The following is a 22081-nucleotide window of genomic DNA, read 5'->3' on the forward strand; positions in this document are numbered from 1 at the left end:
ACTTTTAATAGTCTTTTACCCTTATTTTATTAAATAATATAGGAATTTTCAATACTTTAGCATATAAAATAATATTTTTGATAGTTTTTTCTAAAATTTGTAGAAGAATTAAAAAAAACTGAATGTAGTTTTAAAAGAAAAAACACTTATTAACCTTTAAATTAAAAGAAGTAAAAAAGTCCCTTTAAAAGGAACTTCTTCTATTTATAATTAAAAGTCTCCCCTGCCAGCTTATCAGCTAGCTTTGGAAAGAGGGTATAAAACTTATGGGCTAGGTTCAACAACATCGGGAGATTGAGTTCTCGTTTGTTTTTTCCTATAATCTTGACAATCTTTTTAGCCACTGTATCTGGTTCTAGCAGGAAACGGTCAACCGACTTGAGATAGGTCCCATCTGGGTCTGCTTGGTCAAAAAATCCTGTGCGGATTGGTCCTGGATTGACCGTCGTTACATAAACACCGTAGGACATGAGTTCTAGGCGCAGAGCATTTGAAAAACCAATGGCCGCAAACTTGGTCGCTGAGTAAAGACTGGACTTGCCAGTAGCGATCAAACCTGCCATACTGACAATATTGATGATATGGCCTTTTCGACTTTCCTTCATTCGAGCCGCAAGGCGACGAGATAGATTCATCAAGGCAAAGGTATTGACCTCGAACATCTGATGAATATCTTGGTCAGAAATCTGGTCAAATTCCTCAAAAATCCCGTAACCTGCGTTGTTAATCAAGACATCAATCTTGCCATAACGGAGATAGAGGTCTGCTACCAGAGTTTCTAAGGCTGAATCATCGGTAATATCGATTTCAATCAATTCTGCTTGTGGATGATTTCCGTAGAGTTGGGCTAATTTTTCCTTATTTCTACCAAGCAAGATGAGTTGGTCATTTGGCAGGAGTTTGACCATTTCTTGGGCTAGACCACCGCTAGCTCCGGTAATGAGAATAGTAGGCATACTTATCCTTTCTCGAGCTTTTAGATTTCCACTTCTTCCAAGTCTTTGACCACATGGACATTTTCAAAAACACTAGCAGCGTCTTTTTTGAGCTTGCTGATATCTTTTGAGAGGAAACGGGCACTGATGTGGTTGAGCAAGAGGCGTTTGGCACCTGCTTCTACCGCTACTTGTGCCGCTTGCATGTTAGTAGAGTGGCCATGGTTACGAGCAATTTTTTCATCACCCTTGCCATAAGTGGACTCATGGACCAGGACATCGGCATTAACAGCCAGACGCACACTAGCATTGGTTTTGCGAGTGTCACCAAGAATGGTAATAATCTTACCTGGACGTGGAGCTGAGATATAGTCTGCTGCCTTGATTTCAGTTCCGTCTTCCAAAACAACATCCTGACCATTCTTGATTTTCCCAAAAAGTGGGCCAAATGGGACACCAGCTGCCTTGAGCTTTTCAGCATCCAGCGTTCCTTCCAAGTCCTTTTGCATAACACGGTAACCAACACAGAAAATAGTGTGATCCAACTCCTCTGCATACACCGTGAATTTATCGGTCTCAAGGATTTTTCCTAGAGAATCTTGGTCAAACTCATGAAAATGAATACGGTAAGGCAGGCGCGAACCTGACACACGAAGGCTGGTTAAAACAAATGACTTAATCCCTTGCGGTCCATAGATTTCCAAATCTGTCTGCTCTTCATTGGCCTGAAAGGCACGACTAGAAAGGAAACCTGGCAAGCCAAAGATGTGGTCTCCATGTAGGTGGGTAATAAAGATTTTGCTGACCTTACGTGGTCGAATCGTGGTTTCCAGGATGCGATTTTGCGTTCCTTCTCCACAGTCAAAGAGCCAAACTTCGTTAATCTCGTCTAATAATTTCAGAGCTAGACTTGAAACGTTGCGGGCTTTAGAGGGCTGACCAGCCCCCGTTCCTAAAAATTGAATATCCATTCGATACTTTCTAATTAATCAATATATAACATGGCTGTGCGGTTTTCCGATCGGAAATAGCGTTTGCCAGAAAAAGAAGCAGCTTCTTGTAATAACTCCTCTTGGCTGTAACCTTTAAGACGCTTGCGACCATCAGCCAAACTTTCCAAATCAGTCAAAGCTGTTAGATTCTCCACGCTAACAACTTCCTCATCTCCGACAGCCTTCATGTAAATCTTTCCAGACTCCTCAAAGACTAGCTGATGGGGAAAAATTTGTGCAATTTCAAAAAGCAAGTCATCAGAAATCTTCTCTTCATTCTCAGAGAAAATCCGACCAAGCCCCTCACTCTCATAACAAAAACCAAAGGATTTGCCAGACAGATTAAGCCGAATAAAAGGCTTGTTTTCTAGGGTGAAACTAGGTTCAGCATTGTAAAGATTCAGTTCCTGACTGAGTTCCGCAAAATAATCCGTCGCAGCCTCAGGACTCTTTTTCTGGTAGAGTTCTGCAAAGTAAGCATTGACCACGCTAGGTGGAGGAGTGATCAGTGCCAACTGCTCTTGATTTGTTTTACCAGCTAGAAGTTGATCTAGATAGACCTTGTCCAGACTTGTATAGCCCCCATATTTTAGAGCCAACGTTTTAATATCAGTCATAAAATTCCTCTAACCTCCATTTATTTTTCTCAGAAATGTAGCCTGTAATGACTTCGCCGTCTTCCTGATAATCACGATCTTCAAGAATCGCAACACTTTCTAAATCGTGAATCTTGTAGGATTTTGAAAAAGGCACTCGCAGGGTAAAGGGTTCGAAAATATCCTTGATTTTCTCTAAAAATAGTGCCTGCAAATTCTCACGACTATCCTCAGCCTTAGCTGAAATAAGAGCATAAGGGGTTTGGGTAGGCGTGAAATCCTCCAACAAATCTGCTTTATTATAAAGGGTAAGGCGAGGAATATCTTCCATATCCAAGTCTTTCATGATAGACAAGACTGTTTTTTCATGCTCTTCGTGGTAAGGATTGCTGGAATCGATAACATGAACCAGAAGGTCCACATGCTTGCTTTCTTCCAAGGTCGACTTAAAACTGGACACCAACTCTGTCGGCAAATCTTGGATAAAGCCAACTGTATCTGTCAAAGTTACTTGGAGATTCCCCCCCAGATGGATACTCTTAGTCGTCGCATCTAGAGTCGCAAATAGCTCGTCAGCCTCATACTGGATCTTACTGGTCAAGGTGTTCATGATAGTTGACTTCCCAGCATTGGTGTAACCAATCAAACCAATCTTAAAGGCACTTGACTCCAAACGTTTTTCTCTGACAGTCGCCCGATTTTTCTCAACCACCTTGAGCTGGCGCTCGATATCCGTGATTTGATTGCGAACACTACGACGGTTCAGCTCCAGCTGGCTTTCACCAGGTCCACGGGAACCAATTCCCCCTGCCTGACGGCTGAGCATAATTCCCTGACCAACCAAGCGGGGCAAGAGATATTTGAGCTGGGCTAGGTGGACTTGGAGTTTCCCTTCATGGCTTCGAGCCCGCATGGCAAAGATATCCAAAATCAACTGCATACGATCAATGACCTTGACACCCAGAACTTCCTCTAGATTGACATTTTGCCTTGGGGTCAGACGGTTGTTGACGATGACAGTGGTGATTTCTTCTGCATCCACCATAAGCGCAATCTCTTCCAACTTACCAGAGCCGACGAAGGTCTTAGAATCATATTTTTCACGTTTTTGTCTGTAGCTATCTACAACAACTGCTCCAGCTGTCTTGGCTAGACTGGCCAATTCTTCCATGGAGAGGTCAAAATTGTCCATCCCCTGCAATTCTACACCAATGAGCAGGACCCGCTCCTCTTTTTTCTCCGTTTCAATCATCTAAAAACTCCTCTATCTGGCATAAAATGCGGTCTTGCACACCAGCTTCTCCAATCTGATAAAAGGTGACCTGCATGCGATTACGGAACCAGGTCAACTGACGCTTGGCAAAACGACGGGTAGCCTGTTTGAGACTCTCACTAGCTTCCTCCAAGGTCTGCTCTCCACGGAAATAAGGAAAGAGTTCCTTGTAACCAATCCCTTTAGCAGCCTGCACATCTGGATAATGGTCAAACAACCACTTGGCTTCGTCTAGAAGTCCAGCTTCAAACATCAGGTCCACTCGGTGATTGATACGTTCATATAATTGACTGCGCTCATCATCCAAGCAGATAATCAGCGGTTCATATAGACTCTCTTGATTTTCCAAATCCTGACCAAAATGGGCAATTTCCAAGGCACGCATTGCACGACGACGATTAAACTGAGGAATTTCAAGGCCTACTTGCTCCACAATATGAGCTAATTCCTCATCTGTATAAGGCTCCAAGCTAGCCCGATAGGCCAAAATTTCCTCATGGGGAGTCTCCCCACCTAGGTGGTAGCCTTCAAGCAAGCTCTGGATATAAAGCCCAGTCCCACCAGCAATAATAGCTAGCTTGCCCCGACTGTGAATATCCTCAATAGCCATCTTAGCTTCTGAAACAAAATCAAAAGCCGAGTAAGACTCGGTTACCTCTCTAACATCGATTAAATGATGAGGAACAGCTGCCTGCTCTTCTGGACTAGCTTTGGCCGTCCCAATATCAAGTCCTCGATAGACTTGCTGGCTATCTCCACTAACCACTTCGCCATTAAAACGCTTGGCTACTTCAATGGCTAGAGCCGTCTTTCCAACTGCAGTCGGTCCAACAATCACAATTATTTTTGTTTTCATCTTTTTTCCTTGAAAAATTCCCATTTTTTCGTTACTATTATTATAACACAAAAAGGTCAGTCAGAAAAATGTGACCTCTTGAAGGGGCTGACTGATTGAGAATATAAAGGAGGAAGACTCATGGCTAAAGGATTCGCTAAAGGTCTTGTAACAGGTGTCGCAGGAACTGTCGCTGCAGTCGCAGGTGCAGTATACGCATTTAAAAAGAAAGTAATCGAACCAGAAGAGCAAAAAGCTGCTTTCATCGAAGAAAACCGTAAAAAAGCAGCTCGCCGCCGCGTATCACGTTAAGAAACAAAAGAAGTTGGGATTCATTGCCTCAACTTCTTTTTTCTATTCTTTTAAATAGCTAGGTCAAACTTCAACTGTGGCTTGACAGGGTCATAATCCACCAACTCAAAATCTTCCGCTTTGATATCAAAGAAGTTGGTTTTGTCTGGTACATTCAAGACCAAACGTGGTTGGCAGTTTGATGGCTCACGACGGAGCAATTCCTGAGCTTGTTCAAATTGATTATCATAGATATGGAGGTTGTTGATGAAGTAGAAGAACTTCCCAACCTTCCAGCCAAAATGTTTAGCAATCATCATTTGAAGAGCCACATACTGCATAGCATTGATGTGGTGGGCCACCAACATGTCATTCGAACGCTGGGTCAAGGTCGCATCCAGATAGATTTCTCCATCTACACGGCGGACATCAAACATGGTCTGAAAGGCACATGGGAGTAGCCCATCTGTTTCTTCGAAAGCTTGGTAATCCCAGAGCGAAATGATATTGCGACGGTTCCAAGGGTTGGCTTCCAACTGCTTGAGAAGCTTATTGATAATGTCGTGTTTCTTAACAACAGCACCATAGCGCTCACCAATGGTTCCCGTATTTCCCACTTCCCATTCATTCCAGTAGTGAACATTGTACTTGCTATTCAGCACTTCTAAGCTATTAGACTGGTCTTGGTAAATCCAGAGCACTTCCTTGATGGCGGATTTGATGGCAATAGGACGCAAGGTTGTAATGGGGAATTCCCCCTTTGCCAAGTCATACTCGGCAAATGCACCCGTTACATACTTGGAGTTGGCAACTGTCCCATCCTTGTACTTGGGGCGTGCTTGTTCAGAAAAGACACCATCTTTGAGGATTCGTTCAATATTCTCTTTAAAAATCGTATCTGCTTTTGTCATTTACTCTCACCTCATTTGTTTCCTAACTAGTATAGCATAAAAAAAGCTTTTCTACATGCTCAGATAATCAATAGCTTTCTTGTATTTTTCAAATCGTTCCAGATCCTTTTCAGTAATTGTAGCTAGTCTAGATAAATCTGAATTATGTTTCAAATCTGCTAATTTGACACAACGTGCTATAGGATTCGATTTAACAAGTTCCAAATATTGTTGGTAATCTTGTTCCTTTTTCTTGGTCAGTACCTGCACTGCAGTAACAACAGTCTCTGGTAAACCAGCTAATATTAGTTCTTCTGCTGTATAAGGGCTATCTTCAAGAACATCGTGCAATAGAGCGACTGCCTTTTCTTCTTGCGTATCGACCAGACTTGCTACAAAAAGAGGGTGTTTGATATAAACTACTCCAGCCTTATCATATTGTCCCTCATGTGCTTTTTTTGCAATGGACAAAGCCAATTCAAACATGGATTGTTCTGACTTATTCATTTAAAATCTCCTTTCTAAAATCAAAAAGTTAAGAGTTATATTTACAATTATGATCTTGAAAAAGAGCCTGATGAATCACCAAGCTCTGTCATTTTTATTTTATTGCAATACAAGTGATGCTGCTCCAATAACTCCAGCGTCATTTCCTAGAGTTGCAAGAGCCAATTTAGTTGTTGTGCGTACTTGTGGGAAGGTATTTTCGTCGTAAACCTTTTGAACACCTTGTAGAAGGAATTCTCCTGCAGCTGATACACCACCACCGATGACGATGGTTGATGGGTTTAGGATTGAACCAATGTTAGCACAAGCGATTCCCAAGTAACGTGAGAAGTTACGGTAAACGATCAAAGCAAGGTCGTCTCCTTCTTTGGCAAGGTCAAAGACTGTCTTAGCAGTTACTTCTTCTCCATTATCAATCAAGCGTTTCAAGGCTGCATCGCCTTCGTATTCATCCGCATAGCGACGAGTCAAGTTGACAATCCCTGTTGCTGAAGCGACTGTCTCAAGGCAACCTTTCTTACCGCAAGTACATGCGATTGGTTGGTCAAAGTCAACAGTGATGTGGCCAAGCTCACCTGCTGCACCAGCCACACCGTGAAGCAATTTGCCTTCTGCGACAATACCGCCACCAACACCTGTACCAAGTGTCATAAAGACAACGTCTGGTTGGTTATCACCAGCACCCATCCAACGTTCACCAAGAGCCGCTACGTTGGCATCATTATCGATGAAGAATGGAATGCCCAAGGCTTTTTCAATCTTTTCTTTGATTGGTTGAAGGGTTTTCCAGTTCAAGTTGTAGGCACCAATAACAGTCCCTTTTTCACGGTCAACCACACCTGGTGATCCCATTCCAATACCTTGGAAGTCCGCTGCTGCCAATCCAAGCAAGTCCAAACGATGTTGAATAGATTCAATCATATCATCAACGATATGACTTCCCTCATCCAAAATGTTAGTTTTGATAGACCATTTTTCTTGGATTTCTCCCTCTTGAGTTAAAATTGCGAACTTGATAGATGTTCCACCAAGGTCAATCCCAATAATCTTTTGACTCATCGTCTTCTCCTTTTTAATTGAAAATGCTTACAGATATAGTATAACAAAATCATTAGATTTGTGCAAAGCTTTGCATGAAAAAGTTACATCTAATAATTAATAACTATTTATCCCCTAGTTTTTGAATTGCATAGTTGGCTTCTTCTTTGGTAAATTTTCTAAAATAAGGAGAAGTTAGCCTCTCATAAATTTCTGTCTTTGAGAGATTACTATATTTTCGATATTCTCTTGCTTTAGCTAAGGCATTTGCCTTATAATCTGCATTCAAGTGATCGATGGCATACTGCACTGCTGAACTTGAAAAACCATGCCACGTTAATTGCTCATAGAGAGCTTTTTTTGACATATTTGCCCACGAATTATAACTCTTTGCCTTTTCTAAAGCAGCATTGTACTGGTTCCCATCTGCTGGTTTTGGTTGCCGCACACCATCGTATCCTACATAGTAACGGCCACCATCTACCCATTTATCCTTCACCATATAACCTTTAGAATCGACATAGTAACGACCGCCATCTACCCATTCATTCTTGGCCATCTTTCCATCTGATTTATAATAATAAGCTCCTACCCATTTATTGCGAACATGGCTGCCTTCTGATGGTAGATTAAGTTTTTGAATGGCATAGTTTGCTTCTTCTTTTGTAAATTTTCCAAACCAAGAAGAAGTTAGCCTGTCATAAATTTCAGTTTTTGAGATATTACTATATTTTCGATATTCTCTTGCTTTAGCTAAGGCATTTGCCTTATAATCTGCATTCAAGTGATCGATGGCATACTGCACTGCTGAACTTGAAAAACCATGCCACGTTAATTGCTCATAGAGAGCTTTTTTTGACATATTTGCCCACGAATTATAACTCTTTGCCTTTTCTAAAGCAGCATTGTACTGGTTCCCATCTGCTGGTTTTGGTTGCCGCACACCATCGTATCCTACATAGTAACGGCCACCATCTACCCATTTATCCTTCACCATATAACCTTTAGAATCGACATAGTAACGACCGCCATCTACCCATTCATTCTTGGCCATCTTCCCATCTGATTTGAGATAAGAATTTCCTATCCATTTATTGCGAGCAGAGCTTCCTTCTGCTGTTAGATAATAATAGGAACCATGCTTTTTATCATAAATCCAGTCACTTTTAACCTTTTTTCCATCAGAATCAACATAATAACGACCACCATCTACCCATTCATTTTTAGCTCTCTTCCCATCTGATTTGAGGTAGTAATTTCCTACCCAGCCAGACTGAACTTTAGATTGTGATTTATCCTGTTTAGGAGTTGTTTCTTTAGGTTTTGGTGCCGGCTTCGGCGCTGGTTTTGGTGCTGGCTTCAGCGCAGTTTTTGGTGCTGGCTTCGGCGCGGGTTTTGGTGCTGGCTTCGGCGTGGGTTTTGGTGCCGGCTTCGGCGCGGGTTTCGGTGCTGGCTTCGGCGCAGGTTTTGGTACTGGCTTTGGCGCGGGTTTCGGTGCTGGCTTCGGCGCGGGTTTTGGTGCTGGCTTCGGCGCAGGTTTTGGTGCTGGCTTCGGCGCAGGTTTTGGTGCCGGCTTCGGCGCAGGTTTTGATGCTGGCTTCGGCGCGGGTTTTGGTGCCGGCTTCGGCGTGGGTTTTGGCGCGGGCTTTGGCGCAGGTTTTGGTGCTGGCTTCGGCGCGGGTTTTGGTGCGGGTTTTGGTGCTGGCTTCGGCGCAGGTTTTGGTGCCGGCTTCGGCGTGGGTTTTGGTGCGGGTTTTGGTGCTGGCTTCGGCGTGGGTTTTGGTGCGGGTTTTGGTGCCGGCTTCGGCGCGGGTTTTGGTGCCGGCTTCGGCGCAGGTTTTGGTGCCGGCTTCGGCGCAGGTTTTGGTGCCGGCTTCGGCGCGGGTTTTGGTGCCGGCTTCGGCGCAGGTTTTGTATTCTCTTTTACAATCTTACCATTTTTAGACGCATCCTTTTCTTGAGCAGATACTTTCTGAGGCGAGAAAGGCAACACCCCCATTGTATCTGAAAAAGAAACAAGTGCAAGAGTAGTTGCTGCTAAACTTGTAACCAAAAATTTTTTTGATTTTCTCATAAAAATCTCCTTTAAATTTTTATTGTTTACGATTACATTATAACAAAAATATGTATTAATATATACTAAAAGCTATTAATAGCTAAAACTCACAATCCTATCACTTGCAACTCATACAAGCCTCTCACTGCATTACAGCCGTAAATAGCTTCTGCTCGGGCTAAGTCTTTTAAAGTCAAGACTCTCTCTTCTACCTGTCCTGTTTCCAGCAAGAGCTGACGGTAAATTCCTGGCAAGATTCCCAGTCGGATAGGCGGTGTGTAGAGTTTCCCAGAAATTTTCAGAACCAAATTTCCGATAGAGGTTTCAAGAAGTTCTCCTTTTACATTATGATAAATGATCTCTTGTTCCTCTAGGCTCAAATGCGGTCGGTGAGTCGTTTTGAAGTAGGTAAAGGCTTGTTGCAAATTGGCTTCCTGCAGACAAAGTTTGGCCTGACAAAAACTTGGACTGAGGGGTGTTAATACTCGGCGTTCGACTTCTATCTCTCCAGACTTGCTGAGAGAAATACGCAAGCGGTAATCTTGATTAGCATCACAAGCCTGACACTCCTCCTCTATCTTTTGTTTCAAGTTTTCTGAATCAAATGGAAAGGCAAAATACCGACTAGCTTTTCTCAGCCTTTCTATATGTTGATTCTCAAGCAGCAAGTTCTTCTGGCTGATTTTCCCTGTAGTAATCAGTTTGAAACGAGCTTGTTTACGATAGAGAACTGCTGCCTTTTGATGAACCTCGCGGTATTCAGACTCCCAAGTGCTATCCCATGTAATGCCTCCGCCAACTCCATAGATAGCTTGCTCCTTGTAGAGTTGAATGGTCCGAATAGCAACATTAAAAATTCGTCGCCCATTTGGAAGCAGGAAACCAATGGTTCCGCAGTAGACTCCACGCGGTTGTGGCTCCAAGTCCTTGATAATCTCCATAGTCGCAATTTTGGGTGCACCCGTTATGGATCCGCAAGGAAAGAGAGAACGGAAGATTTCAACAAGGTCAACATCCTCTCGCAACTGACTCTTGATGGTTGAAGTCATCTGCCAAACAGTTGAATACTGTTCCACTTGGCAGAGACGCTCCACATGTTCACTTCCCACTTCAGAAATACGGTTCATATCGTTGCGCAAGAGGTCCACAATCATCATATTTTCAGAGCGATTTTTGGGATCCTGTTCCAACCAACTGGCCTGCTCCAAGTCTTCTTGGTCAGTCACTCCACGCTGAGTCGTTCCCTTCATTGGTCGCGTTGTCAACTCACGGTCATTTTGCTCAAAAAAGAGCTCTGGACTCATGGAAATCACTGCCATCTCGTCATGTTCAACATAAGCATTGTAGCCCGCCTCCTGCTCTACTACCATACGATTGTAGATGGCAAAAGGATTGGCACTTAATTTTTGCTTGAGTTGGACGGTGTAGTTGACCTGATAGGTGTCCCCCTGCCGCAAATGATGGTGAATCTGAGCAATCGCCTTTTCATAATCTGCTTCAGACGTCACTTCCTGCCAATTTGAAGGCAAATCAACCTCATCATAAGTCAGGGGAATAGGAGATGTCTCCACCCTATCGTGAACAGTAAAGTAAAGCAAATACTCGTCCAGTAAAGGAGCTTTATGAACTGCTAATTTCTCCTCAAAAGCAGGTGCAGCCTCGTAGCTGACATAGCCCACCACATAGTAGCCTTGCTCTTGGTAGCTTTCCACTTGTACCAGCAAATCTGCCACTTCTGCTACATTTCTCGTTTTCAACTCTTTAATAGGCTGGGTAAAGGTGTATCTCTCGCCCAAAGCCCTAAAATCAATCACTGTTTTTCTATGCATATCTTAAGTATAGCACAAAATAAGAAAACCCTCATCCGCAAAGCAGATGAGAGATTTCGATTATTTAAAGATTGAAGTTTTAAAGCTGTTTGTTTGTTGAAGAAGTTTTTTGAATAATTTCTCTTTAAGTGATACAGTATTATCAAATTTAACTGATCCATTTTTAAGAGTTGCTTTATCTTTATCAACGGCAGCAGCAAATGCATTCTTCAAGTCTTCGTAACTACTGTATGTAGTACCGTCAATTGTAACAGGGTTAAATCCTGCTTTTGCTTTATCAACAACTTCTTTGAAGTATTCTTTCTTCCAATCTTCTAGACTACTAAATTTACCATCAGAAACTTTCTTAATGATGAAGTCATCTCCTAGAGTAGCATGACCTGCTTGTTTAGACTCATTTTTCAGCATGTTAGAAGCGTAGTTTAAGAATCCTTTTTCATATCCAAAGTAACCCCACATACGGAAGGTGTTATGTTTGAATGACATTGCTCCTGGAGCACCTTCACTCGTATTACCACCATAGATACCAGCTGTAATTGGTACAGTTACATAGGCAGAGCCAAATCCAGTTGGATCATACTGACCATTACCAGGACCGTGCTTAGTCATGAAGTTTTTCTCTACTAAGTCGTTAACAGATGTTAAATTATATTCTTTTTCTTCTGCATTTAAATCTCTAACGTTGTCGTATTGGTTCTTCGTATTAGCTCCACGAAGTTGCTTATCTACTTTCTTGAACCAAGCGTTATTTAGTTCTTTACTGTGTTTATCGATTACAGCTTCTCCTTCAAGGTAATCAAGAAGCATTAGAGTATCGTTGAAACCTTTCATATAATGATCGATTTCTGCACGAGATGCAAGATCGTTTGGATTAGTGTTGTACCATTGGTTTCCATCGTTTGGACGTTCGTAGGCCATGTTCAATCCTAGTGCTTTAAAATCGCCGTTTGGACTTGTTTCAGCAGGTGATTGTAACATACCTTGTGCAAATGCTTCTAGGTCAGTACCTTCACGGTGTCTTGAACCGCCTAAGTAAACCATACGGTCATTTACGTGAGTTGTTTCGTGAGTGAAGGCTGAGATACCAAAGTCACTAATCATATCAGTAACCATGAAGAAGACTGAATCATCCTTATAAGGGTTACCGTAAATACGAGCTACAGCTCCCATACGCCAGTCAGTAGCATGATAACGACCTGTTGGTCCGTATAATTCACGGATAGGTGCTACATCCTTACCACTGTTCGTATGTCCGTATTTATCTGTGCTGATGCCTTTATAGTTTTGGTTATCTAACACAGGAGTTGGTACCATGTTGTTGCTCTTAAGTAGTTGATTACGAACTTTATCTAATGATAAACGAGACCAGAAATCTAGGTAATTTTGTTGACCTTTAGCGACTTTATTGATTTCAGCTTTGAATGCTTCACGTTCGGCTTCAGTATTCTTACCGTATTTCTCAAATGAACTGTATGCCATAGTGTTATATGTTGAGATTAAGAACATATGCGCATCTTTTAAGTTAAGAAGTGGTAAAATCATCTTACCGTGCATGTCGTTATTTAATCCTTCGTATGCTCTATGTTTCTTATCAGCAAATTCAGGAGTTGTTGTTTTAGGTTCAACGATATATACATTATCTTTAGTAGCTTTTATGAACCAATCGTTTAAGTCTGTATCACTTGTGAATAGACGCATATTATAGTCTAAGAAACTGTTTAACTCGCCTATACCGATAACTCCACCGATCGTTTCGCGATAAGCTTCTAAAGTTCTATCACCTTTAATGTTACTTTCTTTAGAACCAACCTTAATCAAAAAGTCTAACACACTAACATTCTTACCATAGAAGTCAGGTTTAAATAACATTAACTCTTTAATATTAAAGTCATCGAATTTAACTCCGTAGTAACGGTTGAGGTAAGACAAACCAAGAAGAACTGCGGCCTTATTGTCATCGATTTTCTTAATCAAGGCACGTTTAGCAGCCTCATCAGTGTTAAGCTGGTGATCTTCATTTTCCACTAACTTCGTAACGAATTGATTAAGATTATCTTTAACATACTTGAAGCTTTCTTCTAAGTACAAATCTTTAATTGCATTGACTTTGTTACCACCAGTTCTACCCAAGTGTTGGTAAATCGGGTCAGATTGCAGTTCAACTGGACTTAACTTACTTTCAATAGCGCTGATTAAATCTGCACGATCTTTAACAACCATGTTTGGTGTATAAACGACTTCACCCAATTCAGCCACGCTGTATTCTTTAACTTGTTTCACTTGAGAATCTTTAGGTGCAATTGTAAAGATATCTTTTGTCTTATCTGCGTAGTGAACCATAATATGGTCAGCATCTGTAAGGTCTGTGACAAAGTCATTGCCTTTCATTGCAGTTACAGACAATACTTCTTTAGTCATTAATGGACTATCAGCGGCTAATTTATTTCCTTGATTTACAATCCATTCTTTGTTGTAGAACGGTTGAAGTTTTTCGATGTTACGGTAAGCAAGCTCACGAGAAGCATTGTAATCTTGAATGTCCTTGTAAGTGTCAGATTTTGGTTTTACATTATTTAGTGTATCTGAAACAAGAGGATTGATAACATAATCATTAGCTGTAATTCCTAATGTTGCAATTTTCTTATCTGCTTCTTCTTGAGAAACCTCTTTAATTCTATCAGAGGTAGAGAATCTAAATGAACGCTTACCTGTACTTACATCTTTAACTATAAAGTTACGTTCTAATGCATTGTTTGAGAAGTAACCATCATCTTCAGCAATATCTTTAGATCCATAGAATACTTCACCATTTTCAACTTTCATCATAGACACAGAGTCAGCAACTTTACCCCATGCCCAGTTTTTACTGATGAATCCACCTGTTTCAACAGGATCTTTTACTTTAATAGTTCCTTTTGTAACAGCATTACGGACAGCCCCGTATTTACCAATTCCGTTAGGGTCACCACTGTTGTCCGTTCTAGCAACAAGACCACCGATACGAGCTTTATTAGCTACCATATTAGCATTTACATAAGCTTTATCTATATTACCTTTCCAAAGCTCTCCGGCAATACCACCGAAATCCCAACCTCTGTTACCAACACCAGTAAGATTGCCGATGAATGCAACATTTGTTAATTGAGCTCCCGTATCTCCTTTATTAATAATACCAGCAATTCCATCTCTTCCAAGAATGCTACCAGTTACTTTAATATTTTCAACCGTAGCATTTTTAACAGTTCTAGCAAGAGCAGAAATATTGTCAACCCAAGGCATATTAATATCAACATTACCTAAGTTAATGTTTTTAACTGTACCGCCTTCAACGTTATCGAATAACTGACGAGCCATATTATGAATGGTATATTGTTTACCGTCAACACTTGTTAAAGTTCCGCTAAATTTACCAGGTACATATTGTTTATTCGGAGTTGGTACATTTGCTGCATTCAAATCTGCACCAAGTTTAAAGGTACCACTTGGATTAGCTTTCATAGCCGTTACTAGGTCGTTAAAGCTATAATATACATCACCATCGTGTGCTTTTTGTTTTTCAAAGTAATGGACATACTCTTCGCTAAGTGTGTTGTCAGCATTCCGTTGAATCAAATCAGGTGCTTTGGCAGTGACTTTGTATAAAGTTTTTCCGTCTTTTTCTACTTCTTCAATCTTGTCAACAGCCAGTCTTGTTATTTTATTGTCATGAGTGGTCACTCGTAAATAAAGCGGAGCAAGATCAGTTGGTTTTTCTGTCAGCAAACTAGTATCTGTTTCATTACCGTCAGCATCCACACTCATCAAGCTTGTTTCTTTGATGTTTTTGATTTCAACTTTTTTGAGGTCAATTCTTAGCGGTTCTTCTTTCAGAACTTCTTCCTCATCACCCTCACCACGGTCATAAACCATCTTAGTTTTAAGTTTATAATCCTTGTAGTACTGCAAATCTGTCAAGGTCGTTGTCAAGTCGTCTGGTGAAACATTCAAAGTTTTAACAATTTCATCACCCTTTTTCAGAGTTAGAGTGATAGATTTAATGGCTGCTTTACTTGGATTTTCCAAATTATAACGAATTTGAGATGAACGTTTCAAATCATTAACATCAACAAGTGACAAACTTAAGATTGGTTTTTCAAAGTTTTTAGTTCCTAATTTGACGATACGATCTTGGTCTAACTCCAGAACCTGTTCCACAATTTTAGGTGCTTCTTCAGTTTTTAAACCTTTGATAGTTTTGTAAGTCTTGGTAACTTTTTTCTGCCCATCTTTTCCTTCTTGGACAGTAACTCTTTCACCCTTTTTCAGTTGGTCATCTTCTTTAAGAACTTCCTTAAATGGAATCTTTTCAAGACTTTCTTCCACCAGAGTTCCTTCAATTGGTTTTGTCCCACGGCTTATTTTTTTAGTGACTGGTTCTTTGACAACAGTAGTTGTTGTATTTAAAACTTGGTCAGTCTCAACACCTTCGAGAGTCTTATAAGTCGTTTTGGTAATTTTACTGCCCTTTTCTCCATCTTGAACTACAGTTTCTTCATCCGTATATTTGGTTGGATCCTCGATAATTTCTGTCTTATAGTCAATCTCAGTAGTAGTTTCTTTCGTAACCGCTCCCTCAGTTACTTTGTACTCAGGTAACTGTTCTTTTATAAGGGCTTGACCTGCTTTACCTTCCTCTTGTGTACCTTTTACTTCTACTTGGGCTTCTGGTAATTTTGGCTGTGTGAGAGCTTGACCTGCTTTGCCTTCCTCTTGGATACCTTTTGCTTCAACTGGAGCCTCTGGTAGTTCTGGTTGTGTTAGAGCTTGACCTGCTTTGCCTGCCTCTTGGGTTCCTTTTGCTTCAACTGGAGCTTCTGGAAGTTCTGGTTGTGTTAGAGCTTGACCTGCTTTGCCTGCCTCTTGGGTTCCTTTTGCTTCAACTGGAGCCTCTGGTAAGGTTGGTTGCGTTAAGGCTTGACCTTCTTTGCCTGCCTCTTGCGTTCCTTTAGCTACTTGATGCGTTGGTTCAGCTTGTGGTACTGGAGTTGGGGCAGGTTGCTCTTCTTTCTTAGTTCCGACTGCAATGACTTGCGAAACAGGATTTTGAACCACTTGGTCTTCGATGACTTCTCTAACTTCTTGACCATTAACCATCGATACTTTGGTTACAAGGCGACGCTGACCATTTACTCCAGCTGTGACAATACGAGTCTGTCCTTCTGCTAGATTGGTATATGGGCTTGTGACTGTTTCAAAAGGAATATCCACTAAGCTCTCTTCCAGTCTTGTCTGAGGTTTCTCAGAAACTGGTGTTTCTTGAACTACTTCTGTCTTCTCGATTTCATTTGCACTTTGCTTTTCTACTGGCAACTGAGGCTTCTCAGCTGAAGCTGGTCTTGATGGGTGAAGTTCTGCTTCCTTGAAGTAACCAATGTATTCATAGCCATCAATGTGTATAATCCCTTCAGCCAAACCTTCATGTGTAGAGGCTGAAATAGTTTGGTTATAAGAAAGTAACTCTTTATTTTCAAACGCAAATGTGGTGAAAGGAACAAAGTTGCTTGCACCAATCGAACTAATTAATAAGACACCAAGCACCTTACCACGATGTTTTTTAGAGATTAATAAAACAGCCAAAGAAGCCGTAGCCAACCCTATACCAGCCAAGGCTAATTCTTTACTCCCTGTATAAGGAAGTTCTTGGTAGGTACTAACTTTCTTTCGATACACTGCATAGATAATATCATCCTCTTGAAACTCCGAAGGGACTTCATGGTGAATTAAGGCTTTTTCAGACTCGGTCAATTCCTGCTCCGCCAAATATCGGTAATGAACACTATGAGCACCACCCACTTCATTGGCTTGCACCTTATCTACTGAAAGGGTACTAGCACCAAAAAGGAAGGCCCCGATAGCTACAGGACCTACCCCAACAGTTAGCTTACGAATCGAATATTTTGTGATTTTTTCTAGTTGTTGTTTTGTTTTTCTCATTCTTATGACTTTCTAATAGAATCTTGTGGATAGTGCGCACGCGCACCTCCAATTAATTTTGGACGGCTAGCAAGAGCCGTTACATGGGCATGCCCAATTTCTCTCAAAAGAGGGCGAATCGGAACCTGAACATGATTGACATGCATGCCAATTGAGGTGTCTCCGATATCCAATCCAGCATGAGCCTTGATAAATTCAACCTCAACTGGATCTTGCATAAACTTGAAGGCTGCCAACTGACCTGACCCTCCTGCATGAAGGGTAGGAAGGACACTGACGATTTCCAGACCAAACTGCTCTGCCACCTGACGTTCAACGACGAGGGCCCGATTGACATGTTCACAACCTTGAACAGCTAGATGAATTCCTTTTTCCTCTAAGATATCTAGGATGGTCTTCACAATGATTTCCCCAATTTCTTGACTGGATTCCTTGCCAATCTGACCACCTATCACTTCACTAGAAGAAAGGCCCAAAACAAAGATAGATCCTTGCTTCAAATTGGCCTTTTCTAATACATCTTTTACAATCTGGCTTGTTTCTCTTTGAATGTCTTTTTCCTTCATACTTGATACCTCTTTTGTCATTATCTATCATATCGTTTTTTCTACTTTTTAGCAAGATAGACAACCTAGAAAGCTTGCCCAATTACGCATAAAACTCCCAGAATTGACTGGGAGTTAGCTAGTTTCTATTCTATTTATGTATATTTCAACTGTCGTACCTTTTGAGGGAATAGAATCAATCTTCATTTGGTAATGTTCTCCAAAATGAAGTTTGAGCCGTTGATCAACATTTTGAAGACCAACTCCCCCACGTTTGAGTTGACTTTGACTACTATCGCTAGCATCTTGGAAACCAATCCCATCATCCTCAATGCGGATGACCAATCCCGAATCCTGTTTCTGAACAGAAACTCTAATATGTCCCTGGCCTTCCTTTTCCTTAATGCCATGGTAAAGAGCATTCTCTACAAGAGGTTGTAGCACTAGCTTGGGCAAGACTAGATTATCAAAGGCAGGATTTTCATTAATTTCGTATTCCAGCTTATCGCCATAGCGTTGTTTCTGGATAAATAGATACTGGCGGACATGATTAATTTCATCAGACAGGCAAATCAAATCTTTACCCTGATTGAGCGCCAAGCGGAAATAAGTCGCCAAGGACTTGGTCACTTGCACCACTCTCTGACTATCTTGAAATTCAGCCATCCAGATGATGGTGTCCAAGGTGTTATAGAGGAAATGGGGGTTAATCTGGCTTGATAGAGCTTGAAGTTGGTACTGACGGGTCGTTTCTTCCTGCCTGCGAATATCTACCATCAGCTGATCAACCTGATCCAACATGGCATTGAACTGGCGAGTCACCTCTCTCAATTCATAAGCACCCGCTTCTTTGGCACGAAGATTCTGATTACCAGAAGCAATTTCCAGCATAGTTTCTCTCAAATCCTTCAAAGGGGCAATCCAGCGTTTAAGACTAAACCACACCAAGCAGAGACAAGCAAGAAGAGATGTGAAACTGGCTCCAAGCAAGGTCCACATGAGTTGACTCCGAACCTGGTCTAACTTCTCCAACGAAGACACGCCAAGCACCGTCCAATCAGTTCCAGCAATCTTTTCTTGACTGACATAGGATTGGTGGTCTGGAGTGTAACCCTGCCCTGTCTTAATATAGGGTTTCATGGCCTCCATTTCGCTAGACGAACTATAAACTGTATGTTGAGGATGATAAACAAATTCATGGTTTTCATTGATGATAAAAGCAAAGCCCTGCTGACCCAACTGGAGTTGGTTGAGATAGGCTTCCAGAGTTTCATAGGAAATATCCAAACGAAGTACACCTAGATTGGCTCCCTTTGCATCAAGAAGTTCTTGAGTGACAGAAATGACCCACTGGCTATCTGATTTACGAGCTGGAGTTAAAACTGGTTTAGCTCCCTGATGAATGGCCTTTTGGTACCAATCCTCAGTCATCATATCTGAGGAAGTTTTCATCTGCACACTATCATCCGTAGAAATGACCTGACCAGATTTGGTTACCAGCACAACAGCTTTCAAGTCCTGGTCTGACTTTAAAATGGTCAAAAACAAATCTCGAATTCCCTTGACCTTTTCTTGACTGGGATTCTCAGCATAGGTTAGGACATCTGCCTGCTGGGTCAAACTGGTCGAGGTGGTTTCTAATTTTTTGATATAAGACTGGATAAAGTGGCTAGTCTGACTGATAGTCGTTTGGCTATTGCCCTCAATAGTAGCCTCAATGGCTGAAGAACTAGATTGATAGTAGAAAGTCCCAACCAGAGCTAGGAGAATGAGAAAGACCAGAAAGATGGAAATAACCATTCTGACTAGGAGAGAAGAACGTTTCATCGATCTTCCCCCTTCTTAAACTGGCGAGGTGTCACACCTGCAATCTGTTTAAAACGTTGGGTAAAATAGTTCATATCTTCAAAGCCAACCTTCTCTGCGATCTCGTAAATCTTCAGATCGGTAGTTAAAAGCAAAAGCTTGGCTTGTTTGACACGTTCTCTCACCAGATAATCCTGAAAAGGCAGGCCTAACTCTTTCTTAATCAAAGAACTCAGATAAGTCGGGCTAAAACCCAAGTCACTGGCCAAACTCTTCAAACTAAATTGGCTATCAGCCAGATGGGACTGGATTTTCTGGGCCATATTTCCCTCAAACTTATCAGTCAATAAATCTTGTAACTGCTCTTCTTTCTCTTCCTTATCCAACTTTTGCTTGATTTTCCCCAGCATTTCCTCGATATCCTGACGAGAAAAGGGCTTGAGTAGGTAATCATCCACACCTAGTTTGACAGCAGACAAGGCATAATCAAAATCATCGTAGCCTGTTAAAAAGACCAAATGCACCTGAGGATAGGTTTCTCGGACCAGACTGGCCAACTGGATCCCATTTAGCTGAGGCATGTTGATATCGGTTAAAATAATATCTGGCACCTGCTTTTGTATCAATTCCCAAGCCTGTCTTCCATTTTCAGCTTGACCGATGATTTCCATATCGTAGGCTGCTACATTGACCAGTTTGGTCAAGCCTTGTCTTACCAGATATTCATCTTCTACGATTAAGATTGTGTAGGTCATGCTTCTCTCCTTTGTCACTTACTAGTATCAGTATAGCAAAATTCTCCTCTAACTGCTTAGGAAAGCCCTCTTAATCAACATAATCTAGTAAATAAGCGTAACCTTTTTCTTCCATTTGGTCTTTGGGAATAAAGCGGATAGAGAGACTATTAATACAGTAGCGCAAGCCACCCTTGTCCTGTGGTCCATCCGTAAAGACATGGCCAAGGTGAGAATCTCCAACTCGGCTCCGAACTTCCATACGCGTCATATTGTAAGACTTATCTTCCTTGTAGGTGGCAACATCTGGACTGATGGGTTGGGTAAAACTAGGCCAACCACAACCAGACTCAAACTTGTCCTTTGATGAAAAGAGAGGTTCGCCAGTTGCCACATCCACATAGATACCAGATTCAAATTTATCCCAGTAGCGGTTTGAGAAAGCCCGTTCTGTTTGATTTTTCTGAGTAACTGCATACTCCTCAGGTGACAAGGTCTTTTTCAATTCTTCATCGCTTGGTTTGGGGTATTTGCTGGCATCGATGACGGGATAGGCTGCCTGATTGACATTGATATGGCAGTAGCCATTTGGATTTTTCTTGAGGTAGTCTTGGTGGTAATCCTCTGCCACTACAAAATTCTTCAAGGTTTCCTTTTCAACTGCTAGAGGTTGGTCGTATTTATTAGCCACCTCATCAAAGACTTGGTTGATTACCTCTAAATCCTTGTCATCTGTGTAATAAACACCAGTACGGTACTGGGTTCCCACATCATTCCCTTGTTTATTTTTGCTGGTTGGATTGATAATGCGGAAATAATGAAGCAGGATTTCCTTGAGGGAAATTTGCTTGGCATCATAGGTGACATGGACAGTCTCCGCATGACCTGTTTGGTTAATCAATTCGTACTTGGTTTTTTCCCCTCTACCATTTGCATAGCCTGAAACAGCATCCGTTACTCCGGGAACGCGTGAGAAGTATTCCTCCACTCCCCAGAAACATCCTCCAGCTAGATAAATTTCATGCAAGTCTGCATCTTTACTAATTTCTGTTTTTTTCACTGTTTTTCCTCCTTGGCTAACTGATGCTTTCTCAATTTGCGAGCTATCTGTCTGCCCTGCATTTCGCATCAATAGAAAATAGAAACCGGTTATGGCTAGGAAAAAGATTCCTGCCAAGACAAACAATTTTACTTTATCATTCATGACCTTTCTCTACCCCATTTCTTTCAATGTCTTTAAAATCATATCCTTATCCATAAAACCTGGTTGCGTTTTGACCAGCTTACCTTCCTTGTCTATAAAGGCTTGAGTTGGGTAAGAACGAACACCATAACTTTCCAATAGTTTGCCTGACGGGTCAATTAGAACTGGGAAATTTTTATAATCCAAGCCCTTGTACCAGTTCTTAAAGTCCGATTCTGCTTGTTCCCCCTTATGTCCTGGTGACACTACTGTCAAGACCACATAATCATCACCAGCATCCTTAGCAATTTCGTCCGTATCAGGAAGACTGGCTAGACAGATGGAACACCAAGAAGCCCAGAATTTGAGATAGACTTTCTTTCCCTTGTAATCAGACAAGCGGTAGGTCTTGCCATCTACTCCCGTCAGTTCGAAATCAGCAACCGCCTGACCTTTAGTAGCAGTTTGCGCACTGACTTGTTCTGTTTTGGTTTGCTCCTTCATAGTAGATTCGTCTGGCATGTTTTTAGCCGAACAGGCTGCCAAGCAACAGATTGATCCGACTCCAAGGAGACATGTTTGCCATTTTTTCATTTCT

Annotated in this window: 17 protein-coding genes; 1 reads left to right on the forward strand and 16 read right to left on the reverse strand. The window is 41.5% G+C overall.

Going from position 1 to position 22081, the window contains the following annotated elements:
- Positions 1-200 precede the first annotated feature (200 nt).
- Genes PAN07_RS07800 through miaA form a run of 5 tightly spaced genes read right to left on the reverse strand, consistent with a single transcriptional unit; the run spans position 201 to position 4652 of the window.
- A complete protein-coding gene (locus PAN07_RS07800; RefSeq protein WP_247933398.1) occupies positions 201-956 on the reverse strand; it encodes an SDR family oxidoreductase in 756 nt (251 codons plus the stop codon).
- Positions 957-976: 20 nt separating this feature from the next.
- A complete protein-coding gene (rnz, locus tag PAN07_RS07805) occupies positions 977-1906 on the reverse strand; it encodes a ribonuclease Z (protein ID WP_084862498.1) in 930 nt (309 codons plus the stop codon).
- A 14-nt stretch (positions 1907-1920) separates the two neighbouring features.
- Positions 1921-2544, reverse strand: coding sequence for a cystathionine beta-lyase (locus PAN07_RS07810; RefSeq protein ID WP_084862502.1), 624 nt, complete (start codon positions 2542-2544; stop codon positions 1921-1923).
- Positions 2537-3775, reverse strand: a complete 1239-nt coding sequence (gene hflX / locus PAN07_RS07815) for a GTPase HflX (RefSeq protein ID WP_084862503.1) — start codon at positions 3773-3775, stop codon at positions 2537-2539. Before hflX ends, PAN07_RS07810 begins: the two co-directional genes overlap by 8 nt.
- Positions 3768-4652, reverse strand: a complete 885-nt coding sequence (miaA, locus tag PAN07_RS07820) for a tRNA (adenosine(37)-N6)-dimethylallyltransferase MiaA (protein ID WP_084862505.1) — start codon at positions 4650-4652, stop codon at positions 3768-3770. Before miaA ends, hflX begins: the two co-directional genes overlap by 8 nt.
- A 120-nt stretch (positions 4653-4772) precedes the next feature.
- Between miaA and PAN07_RS07825 the strand changes: the two genes are divergently transcribed.
- A complete protein-coding gene (locus tag PAN07_RS07825; RefSeq protein ID WP_001051780.1) occupies positions 4773-4943 on the forward strand; it encodes a DUF3042 family protein in 171 nt (56 codons plus the stop codon).
- 50 nt (positions 4944-4993) lie between these two features.
- On the opposite strand, the gene PAN07_RS07830 is transcribed toward PAN07_RS07825, so the two are convergent.
- From PAN07_RS07830 to PAN07_RS07880, 11 genes are all read right to left on the reverse strand, one after another.
- Positions 4994-5833 carry a thymidylate synthase gene (locus tag PAN07_RS07830; protein WP_084862506.1) on the reverse strand — a complete coding sequence of 280 codons (840 nt, stop codon included), beginning with the start codon at positions 5831-5833 and terminating at the stop codon, positions 4994-4996.
- Positions 5834-5884: 51 nt separating this feature from the next.
- Positions 5885-6319: an HD domain-containing protein gene (locus PAN07_RS07835; protein ID WP_084862508.1), complete on the reverse strand. Its 435-nt coding sequence runs from the start codon at positions 6317-6319 to the stop codon at positions 5885-5887.
- 99 nt (positions 6320-6418) lie between these two features.
- On the reverse strand, positions 6419-7378 hold the full coding sequence (locus PAN07_RS07840; protein WP_004256124.1) for an ROK family glucokinase: 960 nt from the start codon (positions 7376-7378) through the stop codon (positions 6419-6421).
- A gap of 103 nt (positions 7379-7481) precedes the next feature.
- Positions 7482-9431 (reverse strand): Ltp family lipoprotein, encoded by a 1950-nt coding sequence (locus PAN07_RS07845; protein ID WP_269797656.1) that lies wholly within the window; start codon positions 9429-9431, stop codon positions 7482-7484.
- Positions 9432-9520: 89 nt separating this feature from the next.
- A complete protein-coding gene (pabB, locus tag PAN07_RS07850) occupies positions 9521-11242 on the reverse strand; it encodes an aminodeoxychorismate synthase component I (protein ID WP_269797657.1) in 1722 nt (573 codons plus the stop codon).
- A 60-nt stretch (positions 11243-11302) separates the two neighbouring features.
- Entirely contained in the window at positions 11303-17215 is a 5913-nt protein-coding gene (locus PAN07_RS07855; RefSeq protein WP_269797658.1) for a ZmpA/ZmpB/ZmpC family metallo-endopeptidase, read from the reverse strand.
- Between the two features lie 2 nt (positions 17216-17217).
- Positions 17218-17781 (reverse strand): TIGR01440 family protein, encoded by a 564-nt coding sequence (locus PAN07_RS07860; protein ID WP_192856285.1) that lies wholly within the window; start codon positions 17779-17781, stop codon positions 17218-17220.
- Positions 17782-17895: 114 nt separating this feature from the next.
- Positions 17896-19587, reverse strand: coding sequence for a sensor histidine kinase (locus tag PAN07_RS07865; RefSeq protein ID WP_261069991.1), 1692 nt, complete (start codon positions 19585-19587; stop codon positions 17896-17898).
- A complete protein-coding gene (locus tag PAN07_RS07870) occupies positions 19584-20321 on the reverse strand; it encodes a response regulator transcription factor (protein ID WP_020903450.1) in 738 nt (245 codons plus the stop codon). Before PAN07_RS07870 ends, PAN07_RS07865 begins: the two co-directional genes overlap by 4 nt.
- Before the next feature lie 70 nt (positions 20322-20391).
- Positions 20392-21504, reverse strand: a complete 1113-nt coding sequence (msrB, locus tag PAN07_RS07875; protein WP_084862515.1) for a peptide-methionine (R)-S-oxide reductase MsrB — start codon at positions 21502-21504, stop codon at positions 20392-20394.
- A gap of 9 nt (positions 21505-21513) precedes the next feature.
- Positions 21514-22077: a redoxin family protein gene (locus tag PAN07_RS07880; protein WP_084862517.1), complete on the reverse strand. Its 564-nt coding sequence runs from the start codon at positions 22075-22077 to the stop codon at positions 21514-21516.
- Positions 22078-22081 lie beyond the last annotated feature (4 nt).

This window comes from Streptococcus sp. SM5 (assembly GCF_027497975.1).